Here is a 19,431-nt window from a genome sequence, read left to right as displayed (position 1 = left end):
GCATCCATTCCCCTCCCACGGCCGGTGCTCACGTCAGCCCGTGAGTGAATGAGTAAACATGTTGACTCACAGCGAGTCAACTGGTTTACTCAGTAGCGTGTCCGACCGGCTGACCTTCACCCTCCACGAGCTCCTCGCGGAGCTCGACGCCTTCGCGGACTCCGCACTGCGATCCGGCTACGGCGTCACCTTCAACCACTTCCAGTTCCTCGCCGTGCTGTACGACGCGGAGCCCGCCGACATGACGACGCTCGCGCACTGCCTCGGAGTCACGAAGGCCGCGGTCAGCAAGCGCGTCCCCGCCCTCGTCGAGGACGGATGGATCACGGCGCAGTCCCCGCGGGGCGCGGGCCGCAGCATCCTGCTGTCCCTCACGTCCAAGAGCACCGAACTGGTGCGAGACGCGGGCGCTGCGCTCGAGCGCCACTTCGCTGCGATGCTCACCGACCCGGCGCTCGGCGACGACCCGATCGACGCGCCCCGTCTGAACGCACAGCTCGTCGCCCTCACGGCCTTCATCAAGCAGCGGCCGTCGCCCAGCGGGCGCACGGCCATCCCCGAGGAGATCCCCGCATGAACGCCCCTCGCATCCTCGTGGTGATCGGCACGCCGCTCGCCGGCAGCCTCAACCACGCGCTCGCACACTCGTACGCCGACGCCGCGCGCACCGCGGGCGCCGAGGTGCGCCTCATCGACCTCGCCCGCGACACCGTCCCGGCGCATCCGTCAGAGCGCAACGAGGTCCGCCTCCCTCGCACCGACTCCGACGTTCCGCTCACCCCCGCGGTCGCCGCCTACGTCGCCGACGTCGACTGGGCGGATCACCTGGTCTTCTTCTTCCCGCAGTGGTGGGGCTCGTACCCGGCAGCGCTCAAGACCTGGATCGACCGGGTCTTCCTGTCGGGCTTCGCCTACCGCTACCGCGCCACGGGGCGCCTGTGGGACAAGCTGCTCGCCGGCCGCACGGCGCGCATCGTGATGACGATGGACTCCCCGAAGATCTGGAACGCCTGGGTCTACCGCAACGCTGCCGTCCGGTCGCTGCGCAACGCGACTCTCGAGTTCTGCGGCATCCGCGTGCGCGGCGTCACGCGGCTCGCCGAGGTACGCCACCGCAGCGATGCCGACCGCGAGCGCTGGGTGCGCGGCATGGCTTCCCTCGGGGCGACGGATGCCGCAACCGTGGTCGCGCGCGAGAGCGAGGAGCTCGTCCCGGCGTGACGTGCGCCGGACGAGCCTCCCGGGGGCCTCAGCCTTCTCGAACGGCTACGACGACCTTTCCGCGCGCTCGCCCTTCTCCGTGCCAGGCCAGCGCAGCAGGCACCTCGCTCAGACTGAAGACCCGATCGATGTGGATGTCGAGTTCACCGCTCGCGCATGATCTCGCCACCGAAGCGAAGCCTGCGGGACCCTGCCGAACGATGAGCAGGCCGAGCTGCGCGCGGGTCAGCACGCCGAGCAGCCGCCCGACCGTGACCATCCGGAGAACGGCGCGGCTGGTGCCGCCGATCACGACGCAGCGCCCGCCCTTCGCGAGCGCGCGCCGAAAAGCGAAGATCGATCGACTGGCGACGAGGTCGACGATCAGGTCGTACGGACCCGTGCGTGTGAAGTCATCGCGTCGGTAGTCGAGGGTCGCGTCGGCGCCGAGCACCCTCAGGAAGTCCTGCTTGCCGGCATTGTCGACCGCCGTGACGTGCACTCCCTTCGCGCTCGCCAGCTGAACCATGAACGAGCCCGACCCGCCGCCGGCGCCGTTGATCAGCATTCGCGACCCGGGAGTCGCAAGGGCAACGGCCTGCGACGCGATCGCCCCCGCCTGAGGGATCGTCGACGCCTCGGCGAACGAGAGCTCCTTCGGCTTGTGTGTCAGCGCAGACTCCGGCGCCACCGCGTACTCGGCGAATCCCCCTTTGCGTGCGAGGTTGTCGCCGAACACCTCGTCGCCGACGACGAAACGGCTCACGCCATCGCCGACGGCGACGATTCGACCGGCGATGTCGGAACCCAGAGTCTGATGCACGGGTCGGATGAGTCCGCCGATGCGCGCATAGCCGGGACGGCCGCGCAGTCCCTCCCAATCCGAGAGATTGACCGAGGTCGCCACGACTTCGACGATCACCTCACCGCGCGACGGAATCGGTGTGGGGACTTCGCGCAGCGTGAGAGCCTCGGGGCCGCCGTATCGTTCGTAGACCACCGCGCGCACGCGCTCTCCTTACAGGCCCGCGCGGGGCGTCATGCGCGCTCCGCAGCCTCGACGACGTTCGTCATCAGCAGCGCCACCGTCATGGGCCCGACGCCACCCGGGTTGGGCGACAGGTAGCCCGCGACCTCGGCGACGTCGGGATGCACGTCGCCGTACACCTTGGACTTGCCGGTCTCGGGGTCTTCCTCACGGGTGACGCCCACGTCGAGCACGGCCGCGCCGGGCTTGACGTCCTCGGGGCGGACGATGTGCTTGACGCCCGCCGCCGCCACGATCACGTCGGCCTGACGCAGGTGGTGCGACAGGTCGGTCGTGCCGGTGTGGGTCAGGGTGACCGTCGCGTTGATCTCGCGGCGGGTCAGCAGCAGCCCGATCGACCGGCCGATCGTGACGCCTCGTCCGACGACGACGACATCCTTGCCCTTGAGGTCGTAGTCGTTGCGCAGCAGCAGCTCGATCACGCCGCGCGGCGTGCACGGCAGCGGCGTCGTGATCGGGCCGTTGACGTTGAGCACGAGTCGGCCGAGGTTGGTCGGGTGCAGGCCGTCGGCGTCCTTCGCGGGGTCGATGCGCTCGAGGATCGCGTCGGTGTCGATGTGCTTCGGCATCGGCAGCTGCACGATGTAGCCGTGGCACTCGGGGTCGGCGTTGAGCTCGTCGATCAGCGCCTCGACGTCGGCCTGCGTGGCGTCCGCGGGCAGCTCGCGCTGGATCGAGTTCATGCCGATGGACTCGGACTCGCGGTGCTTCATGCCGACGTACAGCTGCGACGCCGGGTCGGCCCCGACGAGCACCGTGGCGATGCCGGGGGTGATGCCCCGAGCCTGCAGCGCCGCGACGCGTTCGCGCAGCTCCTCCTTGATCCGGGCCGCGGCGGCGCGCCCGTCGAGCTTCTGCGCGGTCACTGCTGCAGCCCCGGGTAGAGCGGGAAGGCGGCGGTCAGGGCGGCCACGCGGCTGCGCAGCGCCTCGACGTCGGCGCCGGGAAGCAGCGCCAGCGCGATCACGTCGGCGACCTCCGTGAACTCCGCGTCGCCGAAGCCGCGCGTCGCGAGAGCGGGGGTGCCGATCCGCAGGCCCGAGGTGACCATGGGCGGCCGCGGGTCGTTCGGCACCGCGTTGCGGTTCACGGTGATGTGGATCTCGTGCAGGAGGTCCTCGGCCTGCTTGCCGTCGATCGCGGCGTTGCGGAGGTCGACGAGCACGAGGTGCACGTCGGTGCCGCCGGAGCGGATCGAGATGCCGGCATCCTTGACGTCCTGCTGGGACAGCCGCTCGGCGATGATGTGCGCACCGCTGAGCACCCGCTCCTGGCGCTCCTTGAACTCCGGCGTCGCCGCGAGCTTGAACGCGGTCGCCTTGGCGGCGATCACGTGCATCAGCGGACCGCCCTGCTGGCCCGGGAACACCGCCGAGTTGATCTTCTTCGCGATGTCGGCGTCGTTCGTGAGGATGAAGCCCGAGCGGGGGCCGCCGATCGTCTTGTGCACGGTCGACGAGACGACGTGGGCGTGGGGTACCGGGTTCGGGTGCAGCCCGGCCGCGACGAGGCCGGCGAAGTGTGCCATGTCGACCCAGAGCAGCGCCCCGACCTCGTCCGCGATCGCGCGGAACGCGGCGAAATCGAGCTGACGCGGGTAGGCCGACCATCCCGCGATGATGACCTTGGGCTGGTGCTCGACCGCGAGACGGCGCACCTCGTCCATGTCGATCGTGCTCGTCTCGGGATTCACGCCGTAGGCGACGATGTTGTAGAGACGGCCCGAGAAGTTGATCTTCATGCCGTGCGTGAGGTGGCCGCCCTGGTCGAGCGACAGGCCGAGCAGCGTGTCGCCGGGGCGCGCGATCGCGTGCAGCACGGCGGCGTTGGCCGAGGCGCCGGAGTGCGGCTGGACGTTGGCGAACTCGGAGCCGAACAGCGACTTGGCACGCTCGATCGCGAGCTCTTCCGCCACGTCGACCTCTTCGCACCCGCCGTAGTAGCGACGGCCCGGGTATCCCTCGGCGTACTTGTTGGTGAGCACCGATCCCTGCGACTGCAGCACCGAGACCGGAACGAAGTTCTCGGAGGCGATCATCTCGAGGTAGCCGCGCTGACGCTCGAGTTCGCGCTCGAGCACCTGCGCGATCTCGGGATCGACCTCGGCGAGCGGGGCGTTGAAGTACTGATCGGTCATGACGATCTCCTTGACTGCGGCTTTCGGGGTGCGCGGCACGGGGTGCCGGGAATCACATCGGCCCAGGCGTGCGGTCGAATGCCGTAGTCCGTCGCTCCCCGGTGGTGACCCACCTCAACGCCAGTCGCGACAACCCGAGCATAACCGAACACGACCCGCTAGGCTGAGTCCCATTCCTTTTGTTAGGACTCTTTACATGAATCGTCGACGAGGACGCACCGCCACGGTGGCGATCCTCGCCGCCTCGCTGCTGGCCGGCTGCGCGCCGGTCGCACAGAATGGAGACACTGTGTCGCTTCCTGCCGTGGTCCCCGCTCCCGCCTCCATCGATGCGGGTTCCGGTGCGCCGTTCCGGCTCACCTCAGATACGACGGTGACCGGAGAAGCGGATGCTGTGGCCGCCCTCGCGGCGATCGTCGAAGCCCGCACGGCCCTGACGCCGGCGACGGAGGGAAGCGAATCCGGCATCGACCTGCGGATCGACCCGGGGTCGGGTGCGGCGGAGTCCTACCGGATCGCCGTGGATGAGGCATCCGTCGTCGTCACCGGCGCCGACGCGGCCGGCCTGTTCTACGGCGTGCAGACGCTCGGCCAGCTGATCGCCCGCGACAGCGCCGGCGGCCAGCAGGATGCCGAGTGGACGGTGCCGGCGGTCACGATCGAAGATGCGCCGCGCTTCGCCTACCGCGGTGCGATGCTCGACGTCGCCCGCCACTTCCACCCGGTCGAGACGGTCAAGGGCTACATCGACCGCGCGGCGTCGCTGAAGCTGAACGCGCTGCACCTGCACCTCACCGACGATCAGGGATGGCGCATCCAGCTCGAGTCGCGGCCGGAGCTCACCGAACGGGCCTCGGGCACGTCGGTGGGCGGAGACAGCACCGAGGGCCAGGGCACGCCCGGTGGCTTCTTCACGAAGGCGGACTATCGCGAGATCGTCGAGTACGCGGCATCCCGTCACATGATCGTGGTGCCCGAGATCGACATGCCGGGCCATACACATGCGGTCGGCCTCGCCTACCCCGAACTCGCCGAAGAGCCGACCATCAGCGACCACATGCGCGAGATCATCCGCGACTACGGCGGTGAGGAGCCGCGCCCCGGCGTTCCGTACGAGGGCATGGCTGTCGGCTTCTCGTCGCTGAAGACGCGTGACGAGGCGACGTACGACTTCGTCGCGGACGTGTTCGGCGAGCTCGCCGCCATGACACCGGGACCGTACCTCCACTTCGGCGGCGACGAGTCGCTCTCGACCACCGACGAGGACTTCGCGGTCTTCGTCGCCCGTACCAGTCAGATCATCGCGGACCTCGGCAAGACGCCGGTCGCGTGGCACGAGGCCGGAGCGGCAACGGGCCTCACGGACACCACGATCGGGCAGTACTGGGGCTTCCTCGCCCCGCAGGAAGGCGTGGCCGACAAGGCCCGCGCGTTCGTCGACAACGGCGGGCAGCTGATCCTCTCCCCCGCCGACGCGATCTACCTCGACATGAAGTACCCGAACGGTCCGGAACTCGGCCTCACGTGGGCCAACGGCCCGACGAGCATCGAGCGCGCCTACACGTGGGAGCCGTCGGACATCGTCGCCGGGGTCGACGATTCGGGCATCCTCGGCGTCGAGGCGCCGCTGTGGACCGAGACGATCCGCACCGCGGCCGACATCGACACCATGGCCTTCCCCCGTGCCGCGGCCGCGGCGGAGGCCGCCTGGTCGCCGGCGACCGGCGCCAGCGACCTGCGCACGTGGGCATCCTTCCGTGAACGCGTCGGCGCGCTCGGTCCCCTGTGGACCAGCATGGGCGTCGGCTTCCACCCGTCCGAGGAGATCCCCTGGGCCACCGAATGACGTTCGCCGCCACCACCACCGAGTGATCCGGAGCACCGCATGAGCACCCTCGTCCACGCCATCCGCCTGCTCGGTTCTGCGTCGGTCGACAGCGATCGGGGCGATTCGTGGGCGCTGTTCGACGACGGCCGAGTCGCGGCGACGGGCACCAGCGGCACACCCCCGCGCGCCGACGAGACGGTGGACGGCGGGGGCGGATGCCTCGTCCCCGGCTTCATCGACATCCACGGGCACGGCGGTGGCGGGGCGGGCTTCGACAACGGTCCGGAAGCCATCGCCGCCGCGCGCGCCATCCACCGTGCACACGGAACCACCCGCGCCGTGCTGTCGCTCATCACCGCGCCGATCGACGTGCTCGCGGCGCGCGTGTCCATGGTCGCCGATCTCTGCGACGCCGATCCCACGATCCTCGGCTCGCACCTCGAAGGACCCTTCCTCGACCCCGGCCACAAGGGCGCGCACACCGAGTCCCTGCTGCGGGCGCCGGATGCGGCATCCGTCGACCGACTCCTCGAGGCGGGGCGCGGCACGATCCGCCAGGTGACGTTGGCACCCGAACGACCGGGGGCGTTCGAAGCGATCCACCGCTTCGTCGAGGCGGGTGTGAAGGTCGCGGTCGGGCACACCGACGCGGATGCCGAAACCACACGCCGGGCGTTCGACGCCGGGGCGACGCTGCTCACGCACGCGTTCAACGCGATGCCCGGCATCCATCACCGCGCTCCGGGTCCGGTCGTCCCGGCCCTGCGCGACCACCGCGTGACGCTCGAGGTCATCGCCGACGGTGTGCACGTCGACCTCGAGCTGATCGCGACGCTCTTCGCCGTCGCCGGCGACCGGATCGCGCTCATCACGGATGCGATGGCGGCCGCAGGATCACAGGACGGCCGCTACGATCTCGGCGGTCTCGCCGTGCAGGTGACCGACGGCGTGGCGCGACTGGAGCAGGGGGGCGCGATCGCGGGCTCGACCCTCACGCAGGACGTGGCGCTGCGCAACGTGGCGAGCGCGGGAGTGCCCCTCGAGGTCGTCGCGCACGCGCTCGGCGCCCAGCCTGCGCACGCGATCGGGCGAGACGACCTCGGGCGCCTCGACATCGGCGCACTGGCGGACGCGGTGCTGCTGAACGATGACCTGACAGTGCGTCGGGTGTGGGTGGCCGGCCGCGACCTCTGACGATCGCGTCACGCGGACACGTGAAGGCGGGGCCGAAGGTCCCTCCCCCGAGATACCTTCGAGCCCCGCCAAGCCCGCGAATTCGACGCGGTAGGGCGGCCGCCGTCGTGCCCCACACAATGGGCGGCCAGCCACTCTGACGAAAGAGACCGCGCGACCGCGGTTCTATTACGCGAGTTCCTGAGAATTTTCTGGAGCCGACGCCGGGGGCCGCTCCGACGGCAGCGGTGCCGACAATCGCAGACCACTGGCCAAATCGCACGGTGGCGACGACAATGGAACGATCGCGCCGCGCATCGCGTCGCGAACCCGGTGTGCATCGCGATCGCGAGCGCCCGCCGAGCTGGGGGACCCATGGATCACGAGGAAGTGCGCGAGCACGATCCCGACGTCGTCGCAGACACCGACCTGGTGCTGCGCACGCGCTCGGGCGACACCTCCGCATTCGGCGAGCTGTGGCGGCGCCACTACCGCGCCGGCGTCACCGTGGCCCGCAACATGACCTCGAGCCTGGATGCCGACGACCTCGTGCAAGAGGCGTACACGCGGATCTATCACTCCATCATCAACGGCGGCGGCCCGACCGGGTCGTTCCGGGCGTACCTCTTCACCAGCATCCGCAACACCGCCGCAGCCTGGGGCCGCGCGCGACGCGAGACGGCCTACGACGAGCTCGACGGCGTCGAGGACCTGTCGGCCGTCGAGCACGAGAGCGAGGCCGCACTCGACCGCAGCCTCACGCATCGGGCGTTCCGGAGCCTTCCGACGCGCTGGCAGGAAGTGCTCTGGTACTCCGAGATCGAGCAGATGAAGCCCGCCGAGATCGCGCCCCTCCTGGGGATGAAGCCCACCGCGGTCGCCCAGCTCACGTTCCGCGCGCGCGAGGGGCTGCGTGAAGCGTGGATCCAGGCGCACCTGCGCTCGGTGGCGGACGGGTCGGACTGCCAGTGGACCATCGAGCGCCTCGGCGCCTACGCCCGCCGCAATCTCGGCCGCCGCGACCACGCGAAGCTCGAGCACCACCTCGCCGGCTGCGTGCGCTGCTCGATCGTCGCGAGCGAGGCCAAAGAGGTGTCGGGCCGCCTGGCGCTGGTGCTCCTCCCCCTCGCTCTCGGCGCCGCCGGCACCGCCGGGTACCTGGCGAGCGTGCAGGGCGGCGGCGCCCCGCTGGTCGCGCTGGCGTCGATGCCGGCGATGCCGTCGGCGGTCGTGCATGGCGCGGCCGCGGGCAGCCCGGTGGGCATGGTCGGCGCGGCAGGATCGACCACCGTCGCGGGCACCGGTGCTGCCGCGGGCAGCACAGCCGCCGCAGGCTCCGGCATCGGTGGCGGTGCGGCCGCGATCGGCTCGAGCGCCGGAGCCGGCGCCGCCGCCGCCGGAGCGGGCGCTGCCGCCGGAGCCGGCGCGGCGGCGACCGCGGCCGGTACGACGGCGGTGACGGCGGCGGCGGCGGGCGGAGCGGCGTTCGCGGGAATCGGAGCGGCATCCGGGCTGGCAGCGGCGAGTCTCGTCGTGGTCGGCGGCGTCGTCGCGGCGGCCGTGGCCCTCCCACCGACGACCCCGGAGCCCGCCCCCACGAGCAAGGTCGACGTCACCGCGCCCACTCCGGCCGGAGTGCCCGGAATCACCGACGACAGTTCCGAGTCGCCGCTCGAGCTCTCCGAGCCCGGCCCCGGCCCCGCTGACATCCCGGTGATCACCGACAGCGATACCGCGGGCGGAAAGGGCGCGGGAATCGGCCCGAGCGACACTCGCGGTTCGGGCGGTCCGAAGGCCGGCGGTGAAGCACCGGCGGCGGAGAACGGCGACGGCGGTGACGATGCCGACGCTGTCACCGACCCGGGAACCGGGAGCGGCAACGGCGCGACCGGCGAGAGCGGGGGCACCGGCAACGGCACGCCGACGAACGGCACGGGCAACGGCAACGGCGGGACCACCGGCAACGACGGCACGACCGGCAACGGCACGCCGCCGAACGGGACGGGCAACGGCAACGGCGGGAACACCGGCAACGACGGGACCACCGGCAAGGACGGCACGACCGGCAAGGGCACGCCCCCGACGAACACCGGCAGCGGCGCGGTGAACGGCAAGCTTCACGCGTCGCGGATGAGCAGCGGCCACGCGAACGCGTACGGGATGGCCGCGGTGCCCGACGCGCCGGCGACGACCGACACCGACGCCGTGATCCTCTCCGTCGACACCACGGCCACGCCCCGCGCGTTGCGCTCCACGCAGGGGCTCCGTTCCACCCGTACCGCCGTACCTGGCGCAGCTGCCGCAGCGACGACGGCGGCGCCGGTCGGTCCTCCTCAGGAGGATGCGAGCACGGATGCCGCAGCCGGCCGCTCCGCGACGCGCTCAGCCTTCGCCGCCTCCGGCCGCGCCACCACGCCGGCAGCCCCGACGACGCCCGTGGCAACGGCCTCCCCGGCGAACTCGGCGAACCCGGCGACCGCCACACCGGCCGCACCCGGTTCAGCCGGGACCCCGGCGACCCCCGCTGCGGCCGCAACTCCGGCCACCCCCGCGACTCCCGCGACTCCCGCGACACCGGCCATCCCGGCGACACCCGCCGAACCGGCGGAGCCGGCCGCCCCAGCGACCCCCGCTGCCGAGGGAGCCTCTGCCGCACCCGCGACTCCGATCCCGTCGGAGAGCGAGAATTCCGCAGCCGCGTCCGTGGCGGCGTCCCGGACCCGGGCTTCCGACCCCGGCGCCCCCGCGGCTGCGGCGGTTCTGCCGACGGCCGCGGCACCCCTCGAGGACGGCGCCGTCCACTCGGCCGCAGTGCTGCCCGAGCTCCCCGAGGCCGCGACGCGCTAGCCCGCCGCCGTAGACTGGAGGCCATGTCCGACACGCCGAATGTCACGCCCGTCCCCCCTGCCGAACCGGCACCGGGAACCCGCGCACCGCTCTCGGCGGTCGATCTGGTGGCCTTCGTCTGCGAGATCCTCGCCTTCGGCACGCTCGCGCTGTGGGGCTTCACGATGTGGCCCTTCCCGTGGAACATCGTCGCCGGAATCGCGGCACCGGCGGTCGCCATCCTGCTCTGGGCGCTGTTCGTGTCGCCGCGCGCGGTGTTCGCGGTGCACCCGTTCGTACGGGCGATCGTCGAGCTGCTCGTGTACGCGTCGGCGACGATCGCGTGGTGGTCGATGGGCAACGCCTGGATCGGCGTCGCATTCGGTGTCGTCGCCGTCACCGCGGGGGTCATCGCCGGCCGCCGCCGCCTGTCGTGATTCCGCGCGCGGACGCGCTCGCCCAGCTGCGCACGGCACTCGGCGACCGCGTCGACACGTCGCCGGCGTCGCTCGCCGCCGCACGCGCCGACAAGTCGGGGCACGCGGCATCCGGGCAGCCGATCGCCGTCGTCCATGCCGGCAGCGTCGAAGACGTGCAGCACACCCTCCGCATCGCGAGCCGCACCGGCACACCGGTCGTCACGCGCGGCGCCGGCACCGGACTCGCAGGCGGCGCGAACGCGGGACACGGCGAGATCGCCCTCTCGGTGCGCGGCATGGACCGCATCGTCGAGGTGCGTCCCGACGACCTCCTCGCCGTCGTGGAGCCCGGCATCCTGAACGCCGATCTCAACGCCGCGCTCCAGCCGCACGGACTCTGGTGGGCGCCGGACCCCGCGAGCCGGGCGATCTCGACGGTCGGCGGCAACATCGCGACCGGCGCCGGCGGCCTCCTCTGCGCGAAGTACGGCGTGGTGCGCGATGCGGTGCTGGGCGTCGATCTGGTGCTCGCCGACGGCCGCCTGCTGCGCCTCGGACACCGCACCGTGAAGGGCGTGACCGGTCTCGACCTGACGTCGCTCGTCATCGGCTCCGAGGGCACACTCGGTGTCGTCGTCGGCGCGACGCTGAAGCTGCGCCGACTGGTGCCCGGGCAGGTCTGCACGATCGCTGCGACCTTCCCCGACGTGCGTACGGCGGCCGAGGCATCCGCCGCCGTCACCGCGTCCGGCGCGCAGCCGGCGATCATGGAGCTGATGGATGCCGCTTCCCTGGCGGCCGTGCACGCACTGCTGTCGCTGGACGCGCCCACGCCGGGTGCCGCGCAGCTCACGATCCAGACGGACGGGGCGGCGGCGGTCGCCGAGGCCGACGCCATCGCCGCGGTGCTGCGCAGCGCCGGCGGGAACGTGGCCGTCTCGCACGACCCTGCGGAGGGTGAGAGGCTGCTCGCGATCCGCCGCGCGATGCACCCCGCCATGGAGTCGCTCGGCACGGCGCTCATCGAAGACGTCTCGGTGCCGCGCAGCGCCCTTCCCGAGATGTTCGACGAGATCGCGCGCGTGGAGCGCGAGCACGGCATCGTCATCCCGACGGTCGCCCACGCAGGCGACGGCAACCTGCACCCGAACTTCATCTTCGCGGGCGAGCCCGACGAGTTCGGCGTCGTCGAGGCGCCCGAGCACATCTGGGCCGCTGCCGACGACCTCTTCCGCGCGGCACTGCGCCTGGGCGGCACCCTCACCGGCGAACACGGCGTGGGTGTGCTGAAGCGCCGCTGGCTCGCCGACGAGCTCGGCGACGATCAGTGGGAGCTGCAGCGGCAGATCGCTCGCGTCTTCGACCCGCAGGGCATCCTCAACCCCGGCAAGGTCTTCGCCCCCTGACCCCGCAGCCGGCGTTCACCGGGCGGCGCGAGCGCTGCGCGTCACGCTGCGGGCGGATAGATCTGCACGGGTTCGCCGGACGGTGCCGGGGCACGCTGCGCAAGGACGATGGCCAGGATGCCGAGGGTCACCGGCGCCGCGAACGAGGCGAGCTGTCCCACCCCGAAGAGCAGGATCACCCCGTCGACCTCGGTCCTGCTCTGGTCGATCCCCATCGCGATCAGCAGCACCTGGGCGAGGATCTGCGGCACCACGACGGCGGCGAGCGCCCACGCGGGTGCCCAGCGCAACCGTCCGGTCACGACTCCGGCGCGCGCGATCTGCACCACGAGCACGATCGCCGCCGCGATCTTCACGGTCAGCGAGACGTAGCCCCAGACCTGATAGAACTCGGTCGTGCTCTCCTCGAAGGGCATCGCCCACGTCAGCAGTCGCTCCGCGAACGGCCACAGCGCGAGGACGAGCGCAGCCGTCACGCCCAGTGGGCGTCGTTCGACGATGCTGCCGCCGCGCCCGATTCCGAAGGCGAAGACGAGCACGCTCATCGAGAACGCGACGACCGCAGCCCAGTAGAGGACGGTGTGGAACGGCAGACTCGCCCCGAACGCATTCGGGGCCGCGAACGCGGCGACAGCACTCACGATGAGGAGCACACCGCCGACCATGAGGGTCCGCCCCAGCCCGGGCCGCGCCCGCGCCGGGCCCGTCGGGCCGGCGACATCTCCCGGCGCGCCGGTGTCCTCTGGAACGGGTGGGGGGACCGTCACGCCGTCGGCGGCATCCGTCATGCCGTCAGCCTACGACTCAGATGCCCTGCCAGTCGGGCTTGTTGTCGTAGGCGTAGCGGTAGTAGTCGGCGCGTGTGAGCTGCGACGCCGCGGCTTCGTCGACCACCACGGTCGCGCGAGGGTGCAGCTGGATCGCCGAACCGGGCAGCGACGCCGACAGCGGGCCCTCGACGGCTCCCGCGACGGCGGCGGCCTTGCCCTCGCCGAACGCCAGCAGCACGAGGTGCCGCGCACGGAGGATGGTGCCGAGGCCCTGCGTGATGCAGTGCATGGGCACATCGTCGATGGAGTCGAAGAAGCGCGCGTTGTCGCGGCGTGTCTGCTCGGTCAGGGTCTTGACGCGGGTGTGCGACGCGAACGACGAACCGGGTTCGTTGAACCCGATGTGGCCGTCGGTGCCGATGCCGAGGATCTGCAGGTCGATGCCGCCCGCCTCGCGGATGGCAGCCTCGTACTCCTCGCCGTGGTGCTCGATGCCCTCGGGCGTGCCGTCCGGCGTGCGGATGCGCGACGGGTCGAGTCCGAGCGGCTCGACGACCTCGCGCGTGATGACCGAGCGGTAGCTCTCGGGGTGTGCCGGGTCGATGCCCACGTACTCGTCGAGCGCGAACCCGCGCACACGTGACACGTCGACGCCCTCGAGGCGTGAGCGCAGCGCCTCGTAGACCGGCACCGGCGTCGAGCCGGTGGCAAGGCCCAGCACCGACTCGGGGTTCGCGCGGAGCAGACCCGCGATGTGGTCGGCGACGAGCGCCCCCGCGGCTGCCTTGTCTCGGACGATGACGATCTCAGCCATGAACCAATGCCTCCTGGGCGTCGTGTGTGGCGTCACCCTCCGCACCCACCAGTGCCGCGCCGAGAGCCGCGGCCGGTGAACCCGGCGGCAGCAGCTCGACCCGGTCGGTCAGATGCAGCGAGCGCATGAACGGGGATGCCTCGGCACTGGCAGACAGCTCGGCTGCGACATCCGTCATCAGTCGATCGCCCAAGGCCGTCACACCCCCTCCGAGGACCACGATATCGACGTCGGCCGTCAGCACCAGTACCCTGACCGCGGCCGCCACGCCGCGTGCGAGCCCCGCCCGCAGCTGCCGGGCCGACGGATCGCCCTCATCGGCGGCGTCGAAGACGTCGCGCACCGGCAGCGCCGAACGCTTCGCCCACCGCTCGGCGATCGCTCCCCCGCCCGCGAACGCCTCGATGCAGCCGCGCTGACCGCAGCGGCACAGCGGGCCGTTCGGGTCCACCGAGATGTGCCCGACCTCGCCGGCGGTGCCGCGCGCGCCGCGCCACAGCACGCCGTCCGACACGATTCCCGCCGCGATGCCGGTGCCGAGGTTCAGGTAGGCCATCGAACCGGGCGCCGGCGAGCCGTTGCGGGTGTGCAGGGCCTGTGCGCCGAGGGCGGCCGCCTTGACGTCGTTCTCGACCTGCACGGGCAGCCGCAGTCCCGGGGCGACAGCGCGCAGCTGCGGCGCGACCATGGCCGCCAGGTCCATCTCGTCGACGCCGAGGTTCACCGCGTGCACGACGCGACCGGAACCGGGCTCGATCTGACCGGGGATGCCGACGCCCACCGACCGCACGGCCGAGAGGTCCACACCTGCTTGGGTTCCGAGCGAGCGCACCGCGTCGACGACCGTCTGACCCACGGCATCCGGTCCCCAGCCGGTCGCCATGCGGATGCGTCCGGCGATCGCCCCCGTGCCGTCGACCGCGACCGCGTCGGTCTTGGTGCCGCCGATGTCCAGCCCGACCTTCATCGGCCGGCCTCCCCACGGGAGGCCGTGTCCTGCTGCGCGCGCATCAGCCCTTGACCGCCCCCGCGACGAGTCCGCTGGTCATGCGGCCCTGGACGATCACGAAGAACACGATGACCGGGATCGCGACGATGGTCGATGCGGCCATCACCTCGCCCCAGTCGATCGCGCGGCTCGAGCTCTGCTGCACGAAGCCGCGCAGCCACAGCGGCAGCGTCTGGTTCTCGGCGTTCATGATCACCAGCGCGACCGTGAACTCGTTCCAGCACTGCAGGAAGGCGAAGACGCCGGATGCCACGAGCCCCGGTGCGAGCAGCGGCAGTGTGATGCGCATGAAGGCCTGGGTGCGGCTGAGGCCGTCGACCATCGCCGCCTCCTCCAGCTCGACCGGAACACCCGTGACGAAGCCGCGGAGCATCCACACCGTGAACGGCACGACGGCCGCGATGTAGAGCAGGCTCAGGCCGAAGACGTTGGAGAGCAGCCCCAGCTCGCTCATCATCTTGTACTGCGCGATGAACAGGCCCTCGGCCGGCAGCATCTGGATGATCAGGATGGCCAGCACGAAGGTGGTGCGGCCGCGGAAGCGGAACCGGCTGATCGCGACCGACGCGAGGAACGCGAACAGCAGGCAGAAGAACACCGCGATCAGCGTGACGGCGACGCTGATGCCGAGCGCGCCGAAGAACGAGCCGTCGACGACGCCGCGGTAGTTGGCGAACGAGCCGCCGAACGGCAGGAACGTGGGCGTGAACGACTCCAGGGTGGCCGACGACAGCAGCGACGAGTTGACCATCCAGTAGACCGGGAACACCCAGATCAGGGCGACGAGGATCGCGAGGATGCTCCAGCCCCAGGTCGCGGCCGAGCCGCGGCGCCGACGCTTCGGAGCCGGTGCGGAGGCCCGGGTGGCTGCCGGCCGGGTGGGCCTCGGCGGAGACGCGAGTTGTGCGGACGCGGACATCAGACCTGGTCCTCCTTCAAGAGACTGCGGATGTAGAACCAGCTGAGGACGATCGTCAGGGCGAGCACGAAGATCGCCATCGCGGCGCCCTGACCGAAGTTCAGGCCGGCGACGCCCATCTTGTAGATGTAGGTGCCCAGCAGGTCGTAGTCGCTGGAGTTCGACCCGGCGTCCTGGAGCATCGTGATCTGCGTGAACACGCGCAGGTCCCAGATGAGGTTGAGGAGCAGCACGATCATGATGACCGGGCGGATGATCGGCAGCACGATGAAGCGCAGGCGCTGCCAGCCGGTCGCGCCGTCCAGCTGGCTGGCCTCGACCATCTCGGTCGAGACCTGGGTGAGACCGGCGTAGGCCGAGAACGCGACGAAGGGCACCGACATCCACGTCACGATGATCGAGGCGACGATGAAGAAGATGAACGGCTCGCCGCCGATCCAGTTGAACTGGTTCATGTCGACGCCCGGGATGAGGTCGAGCAGGTAGTTGACGACGCCGCGACGGCGGTCGAACAGCCAGATCCACACCGTCATCGCCGCGACGACGGGCATCGCCCAGGCGAGCAGCAGGGCGATCTGCAGCGTGATGCGCACGCCCGAGGGGACGCGGGTCATCAGCAGGGCGAGCGCCATGCCGACGACGACCGTGATCAGCGCCGTGACGAGGCAGAACAGCACCGAGCGGATGGCGACTTCCCAGAACGTGGGGCTCGTGGCGACAGCGATGTAGTTGTCGAGGCCGACGAAGTCGGGGGCCTTGCCGCCGAGCTGCTGGAGGGCGCCGTACTTCTGGAAGGACGTGATGATCTGCCAGACGACGGGATAGCCCATGCCGAACAGCAGGATGGCGATCGCCGGGATCAGCAGGAAGAGGGGAACCGGTGTGCGGCGCCGGGCTCCGACGGATTCGTCGGAGGGGCCGCCGTGCTCGACGCGGCCGGCGCGGAGCTTGCCTTTCGGCTTCAGGGTGGTGGGGGCAGGAACAGCCATGCCCGCCTCCTTCAAGGGGTGTCGCAGGGGACCGGGGTCGCGGACGCGTGTCCGCGACCCCGGGATTGCTGAAGGTCTCAGCCGTTGATGATGGCGTCGATCTTCTCGTCGTACTCCTCGGCCAGCGCGGGGATGTCGCCACCCGCCGCGACCTTGCCGAAGAACTCCTCGAGGATCTTCTGGCCCTCGACCGCGGCCCAGCCGGGCGCGGCCGGGGTGAGCTTCGAGTTCAGCGCCGAGTCGATGAGCGCGTTGGCGAAGATGTCGTCGCCGAGCGAGTCGACGAACTTCGTGTTCGCCGGGCCCAGGCCGTTCTCGCCGAGCATCTGCTGGTACTCGTCGGAGAAGATGATGCGCAGCAGCTCCTTGGCGCCCGCCTGCTTCTCGCTCTTCGCCGAGACTCCGACGTTCGAGCCGCCGGCGAAGACGGGAGCCGCCTCACCCGCGGTCGTGCCGGGGAGCGGGAAGACGCCGAACGTGTCGTCGTTCCACTCGCGGACCTCCGACACGGTGCCGTCGTCAGCGGTCTTCTCCTCGACGAAGTCGCCGATCGACCAGTGCGCCCAGCCGGGTGCGATGATCGTGGCGGCCGTCGGCGGGTTGCCGGTCTTGTCGTTGTTGATGTTGACCCACGGCGTGCTGTCGTCCTCGGTCGCGGGAGCGTTCGAGGCGTTCTGGAACAGGTCCTGGAACTGCTCGAGGCCGGTGATGGTCTTCTCGTCGCTCAGCGTCGAGACCCACTTGTCGCCGTCCTTGGTGGCGAGCTCGCCGCCGTTCGCGAAGATCCACGAGACGCCGTTGCGCCAGTCCTCGCCGCCGATGTAGAAGCCCGACTGGTCGTCCGTGCGGAGCGTCTTGACGTCCTCGTTGAACTCTTCGAGCGTGGTGGGCACCTCGAGGCCTGCGGCCTCCCAGATGTCCTTGCGGTACGTGATGTAGCGCGAGCCGAAGTAGTACGGCAGCGCGTACTGCGCGCCGTCGACCGTGCCGACGTCGACGAACGACTGGAGCAGGTCGTCGCCGCCGAGGTCGTCGTAGATGCCGCTCAGGTCGCTGAAGGCGCCCGAGGTGGTGAAGGTCGGCGACCAGGTGTTGCCGATCTCGGTGACGTCAGGGGTGTTCTTGGCGTCGGGAAGCTGGTTGGCCAGCTTGGTCAGCGCGTCGCCCCACGACTGCTCCTCGATGGTGAGGGTGCCGCCGGTGGCTGCGTTGTACTCGTCCTTCAGGTACTCGCGCAGCTCATCGGGGGTGTCGCCACCCATGACCCAGAACGTGATGTCCTGGTTCTCGGCGCCTTCGGGGTCGAACCCCGAGGCGTCGTCCGATCCACCGGGGGTGGTCCCGCCGGCGCAGCCGGCGAGCACCAGTGCCGAGGCGCCGATGAGCGCTACGGCTCCGAGCGTCTTCTTCATGGTGTCTTCTTTCGTGTCTTCTGTGGGTGTTCGGGTGGGCCGGGTGACCCATCCGGGGGGAACCGGGGTTCCGGGCGTCGGCCCGGACGGTGTGACCAGTCGCTTCCTGGGGAACCTCCGGAGCGATGGCGCTGCGTCAGGACACCCCGAGTTGTCCTGACAGGACCATGACGGCCGCGCCGCGCAGGACGATGTCCTGGCCTTGCTCCGTCATCCGCACGCGCACGCCTTCGTCGACGGACGGCGCGAGTGTGCGCGCGCGGAGGGTCTCGACGGTCTGCTCCGCGAGGGAACCGCCGAGAAGTTCAGGGGGGCCGGAGAGCACGATCTCCGACACATCGAGTGCGCCGACCACGGGGGCGAGCGCGATGCCGAGCCGCTCCCCCGCATCGCGGAGGATCCCCTCACGCGCTTCGGAATCGGATGCCGCACCCAAGCGCGACGACAGCGAGGGCACCGACAGCCAGGCTTCGAGGCATCCCACCTTCCCGCACGCGCATTGGGGACCGCCGTCGGTGCCGACGGTGACGTGGCCGATCTCACCGGCCGCGAAGCGGCTGCCGCGCATGGGCTGGCCGGCGAGCAGCAGCCCCGAGCCGACGCCGCGCCCGACCTTGACGAGCAGCACGTCGTCCGGAGCGCCGCCGAACGTGTACTCCGCCAGCACCGCCGCGTTGGCGTCGTTGGCGACCAGGACGGGAACGCCGAGGGCGCTGCGCAGCGCGCCCTCGAGATCGAAGCCCGCCCAGCCGAAGTTCGGCGCCGTGAGGATCACGCCGCGGTCGTCGACGACACCGGGCGTGCCGACGCCGATCCCGAGCACGGGGGCGTGGGAGTCCGCGACGAGACCACGAGCGAGCTCGACCACGGTCGAGACGACGTCCTCGTCGGCGGGGAGGGCGACCTCGCGACGGGCGACGATGCTGCCGTCGAGCGTCAGCACCGCGCCGATGAAGGTGTCGCTGCCCGACAGGTCGAGCCCGATGATGCGGTGCCCGGCGTGGTCGAGGTCGACGAGGATGGCCGGCTTGCCGGGGCCGGACGCCTCGCGCACACCCATCTCGGCGACGAAGCCGTCCGCGATCAGCTCGGCGACCAGATCGGAGATCGTGACGCGGGTGAGCCCGGTCTCGCGGGACAGGTCGGCCCGGCTCATCGCTCCCTGGTGGAACAGCGTCTGCAGGACGAGGGCACGGTTGTGACCGCGGGCGTGCTCGGGAAGTACTTTCGTACCCTGACGCAGGGTGCGCCCGGGGGCGAAAGCTCGGGCATTCGCGGTGTGCGGCGCGTGGACGAGGGAAGGGCCGCGCTGCGCTTCCATGGGTGACATGTTTGTTAGTAGACCTTACGAACTCCCTTTTCGCAAGTCTTCCACCGCATTTGAACGGATGCTTTACAAAACCGTGACCTGCGTGTCCCGCCAGATTTCGACGCGGTCCGCGGGTTTCGCCGCGTGACCGGCGATTCGTCTGTGATGAGGC

General features: G+C 70.8%; 17 protein-coding genes and 1 riboswitch. Of the genes, 7 read left to right on the top strand and 10 right to left on the bottom strand.

From position 1 onward, the window contains the following. The first annotated feature begins 97 nt into the window (after positions 1-97). Positions 98-577 carry a MarR family transcriptional regulator gene (locus tag ABG085_RS05045; RefSeq protein ID WP_347978334.1) on the top strand — a complete coding sequence of 160 codons (480 nt, stop codon included), beginning with the start codon at positions 98-100 and terminating at the stop codon, positions 575-577. Then, the gene (locus ABG085_RS05040) at positions 574-1,221 is read left to right on the top strand and encodes an NAD(P)H-dependent oxidoreductase (protein WP_347978333.1); all 648 of its coding nucleotides are present in this window, start codon (positions 574-576) and stop codon (positions 1,219-1,221) included. The genes ABG085_RS05045 and ABG085_RS05040 overlap by 4 nt, the downstream gene beginning before the upstream one ends. Before the next feature lie 28 nt (positions 1,222-1,249). On the opposite strand, the gene ABG085_RS05035 is transcribed toward ABG085_RS05040, so the two are convergent. The 3 genes from ABG085_RS05035 to glyA are packed head-to-tail and all read right to left on the bottom strand — an operon-like array spanning position 1,250 to position 4,385. Beyond that, positions 1,250-2,209: an NAD(P)-dependent alcohol dehydrogenase gene (locus ABG085_RS05035; RefSeq protein ID WP_347978332.1), complete on the bottom strand. Its 960-nt coding sequence runs from the start codon at positions 2,207-2,209 to the stop codon at positions 1,250-1,252. Positions 2,210-2,238: 29 nt separating this feature from the next. Further along, a complete protein-coding gene (locus tag ABG085_RS05030; protein WP_347978331.1) occupies positions 2,239-3,114 on the bottom strand; it encodes a bifunctional methylenetetrahydrofolate dehydrogenase/methenyltetrahydrofolate cyclohydrolase in 876 nt (291 codons plus the stop codon). After that, on the bottom strand, positions 3,111-4,385 hold the full coding sequence (glyA, locus tag ABG085_RS05025; RefSeq protein ID WP_347978330.1) for a serine hydroxymethyltransferase: 1,275 nt from the start codon (positions 4,383-4,385) through the stop codon (positions 3,111-3,113). Before glyA ends, ABG085_RS05030 begins: the two co-directional genes overlap by 4 nt. A gap of 53 nt (positions 4,386-4,438) precedes the next feature. Further along, a riboswitch (ZMP/ZTP riboswitch) is annotated at positions 4,439-4,523 on the bottom strand. A 58-nt stretch (positions 4,524-4,581) separates the two neighbouring features. Here glyA and ABG085_RS05020 point away from each other — a divergent pair. The 5 genes from ABG085_RS05020 (at position 4,582) to ABG085_RS05000 (ending at position 12,037) form a co-directional block, all read left to right on the top strand. After that, the gene (locus tag ABG085_RS05020) at positions 4,582-6,231 is read left to right on the top strand and encodes a family 20 glycosylhydrolase (RefSeq protein WP_347978329.1); all 1,650 of its coding nucleotides are present in this window, start codon (positions 4,582-4,584) and stop codon (positions 6,229-6,231) included. Positions 6,232-6,270: 39 nt separating this feature from the next. Continuing rightward, the gene (gene nagA / locus ABG085_RS05015; RefSeq protein ID WP_347978328.1) at positions 6,271-7,407 is read left to right on the top strand and encodes an N-acetylglucosamine-6-phosphate deacetylase; all 1,137 of its coding nucleotides are present in this window, start codon (positions 6,271-6,273) and stop codon (positions 7,405-7,407) included. A gap of 354 nt (positions 7,408-7,761) precedes the next feature. Beyond that, positions 7,762-10,233, top strand: coding sequence for a sigma-70 family RNA polymerase sigma factor (locus tag ABG085_RS05010; RefSeq protein ID WP_347978327.1), 2,472 nt, complete (start codon positions 7,762-7,764; stop codon positions 10,231-10,233). Between the two features lie 23 nt (positions 10,234-10,256). Beyond that, positions 10,257-10,649: a YrdB family protein gene (locus tag ABG085_RS05005; protein WP_347978326.1), complete on the top strand. Its 393-nt coding sequence runs from the start codon at positions 10,257-10,259 to the stop codon at positions 10,647-10,649. Then, positions 10,646-12,037: an FAD-linked oxidase C-terminal domain-containing protein gene (locus ABG085_RS05000; protein WP_347978325.1), complete on the top strand. Its 1,392-nt coding sequence runs from the start codon at positions 10,646-10,648 to the stop codon at positions 12,035-12,037. The genes ABG085_RS05005 and ABG085_RS05000 overlap by 4 nt, the downstream gene beginning before the upstream one ends. Positions 12,038-12,078: 41 nt before the next feature. On the opposite strand, the gene ABG085_RS04995 is transcribed toward ABG085_RS05000, so the two are convergent. The 7 genes from ABG085_RS04995 to ABG085_RS04965 form a co-directional block, all read right to left on the bottom strand. Beyond that, entirely contained in the window at positions 12,079-12,825 is a 747-nt protein-coding gene (locus ABG085_RS04995) for a hypothetical protein (protein ID WP_347978324.1), read from the bottom strand. Between the two features lie 16 nt (positions 12,826-12,841). Next, the gene (locus ABG085_RS04990; RefSeq protein WP_347978323.1) at positions 12,842-13,621 is read right to left on the bottom strand and encodes a glucosamine-6-phosphate deaminase; all 780 of its coding nucleotides are present in this window, start codon (positions 13,619-13,621) and stop codon (positions 12,842-12,844) included. Beyond that, complete coding sequence (locus ABG085_RS04985; RefSeq protein WP_347978322.1) at positions 13,614-14,588, bottom strand: ROK family protein; 975 nt, start codon at positions 14,586-14,588, stop codon at positions 13,614-13,616. Before ABG085_RS04985 ends, ABG085_RS04990 begins: the two co-directional genes overlap by 8 nt. A gap of 43 nt (positions 14,589-14,631) precedes the next feature. Then, positions 14,632-15,549, bottom strand: a complete 918-nt coding sequence (locus tag ABG085_RS04980; protein ID WP_347978321.1) for a carbohydrate ABC transporter permease — start codon at positions 15,547-15,549, stop codon at positions 14,632-14,634. Beyond that, on the bottom strand, positions 15,549-16,538 hold the full coding sequence (locus ABG085_RS04975; protein ID WP_347978320.1) for a sugar ABC transporter permease: 990 nt from the start codon (positions 16,536-16,538) through the stop codon (positions 15,549-15,551). Before ABG085_RS04975 ends, ABG085_RS04980 begins: the two co-directional genes overlap by 1 nt. Before the next feature lie 77 nt (positions 16,539-16,615). Next, entirely contained in the window at positions 16,616-17,950 is a 1,335-nt protein-coding gene (locus ABG085_RS04970; protein WP_347978319.1) for an extracellular solute-binding protein, read from the bottom strand. A gap of 136 nt (positions 17,951-18,086) precedes the next feature. After that, complete coding sequence (locus tag ABG085_RS04965) at positions 18,087-19,280, bottom strand: ROK family transcriptional regulator (protein ID WP_347978318.1); 1,194 nt, start codon at positions 19,278-19,280, stop codon at positions 18,087-18,089. Positions 19,281-19,431: the final 151 nt, after the last annotated feature.

This window comes from Microbacterium sp. ProA8 (assembly GCF_039905635.1).
GTDB classification, from domain to species: Bacteria; Actinomycetota; Actinomycetes; order Actinomycetales; family Microbacteriaceae; genus Microbacterium; species Microbacterium chionoecetis.
The sequence above is the reverse complement of the archived record's forward strand: the minus strand, read 5'-3'. Positions and strand labels throughout refer to the sequence as shown.

Bases quoted from the DNA above. Each gene is read 5' to 3' on its own strand.
- ABG085_RS05040 (WP_347978333.1), top strand. From the start codon at position 574: ATGAACGCCCCTCGCATCCTCGTGGTGATCGGCACGCCGCTCGCCGGC.
- glyA (WP_347978330.1), bottom strand. From the start codon at position 4,385: ATGACCGATCAGTACTTCAACGCCCCGCTCGCCGAGGTCGATCCCGAG.
- ABG085_RS05020 (WP_347978329.1), top strand. From the start codon at position 4,582: ATGAATCGTCGACGAGGACGCACCGCCACGGTGGCGATCCTCGCCGCC.
- nagA (WP_347978328.1), top strand. From the start codon at position 6,271: ATGAGCACCCTCGTCCACGCCATCCGCCTGCTCGGTTCTGCGTCGGTC.
- ABG085_RS05010 (WP_347978327.1), top strand. From the start codon at position 7,762: ATGGATCACGAGGAAGTGCGCGAGCACGATCCCGACGTCGTCGCAGAC.
- ABG085_RS05005 (WP_347978326.1), top strand. From the start codon at position 10,257: ATGTCCGACACGCCGAATGTCACGCCCGTCCCCCCTGCCGAACCGGCA.
- ABG085_RS04995 (WP_347978324.1), bottom strand. From the start codon at position 12,825: ATGACGGATGCCGCCGACGGCGTGACGGTCCCCCCACCCGTTCCAGAG.
- ABG085_RS04990 (WP_347978323.1), bottom strand. From the start codon at position 13,621: ATGGCTGAGATCGTCATCGTCCGAGACAAGGCAGCCGCGGGGGCGCTC.
- ABG085_RS04985 (WP_347978322.1), bottom strand. From the start codon at position 14,588: ATGAAGGTCGGGCTGGACATCGGCGGCACCAAGACCGACGCGGTCGCG.
- ABG085_RS04980 (WP_347978321.1), bottom strand. From the start codon at position 15,549: ATGTCCGCGTCCGCACAACTCGCGTCTCCGCCGAGGCCCACCCGGCCG.
- ABG085_RS04975 (WP_347978320.1), bottom strand. From the start codon at position 16,538: ATGGCTGTTCCTGCCCCCACCACCCTGAAGCCGAAAGGCAAGCTCCGC.
- ABG085_RS04970 (WP_347978319.1), bottom strand. From the start codon at position 17,950: ATGAAGAAGACGCTCGGAGCCGTAGCGCTCATCGGCGCCTCGGCACTG.
- ABG085_RS04965 (WP_347978318.1), bottom strand. From the start codon at position 19,280: ATGTCACCCATGGAAGCGCAGCGCGGCCCTTCCCTCGTCCACGCGCCG.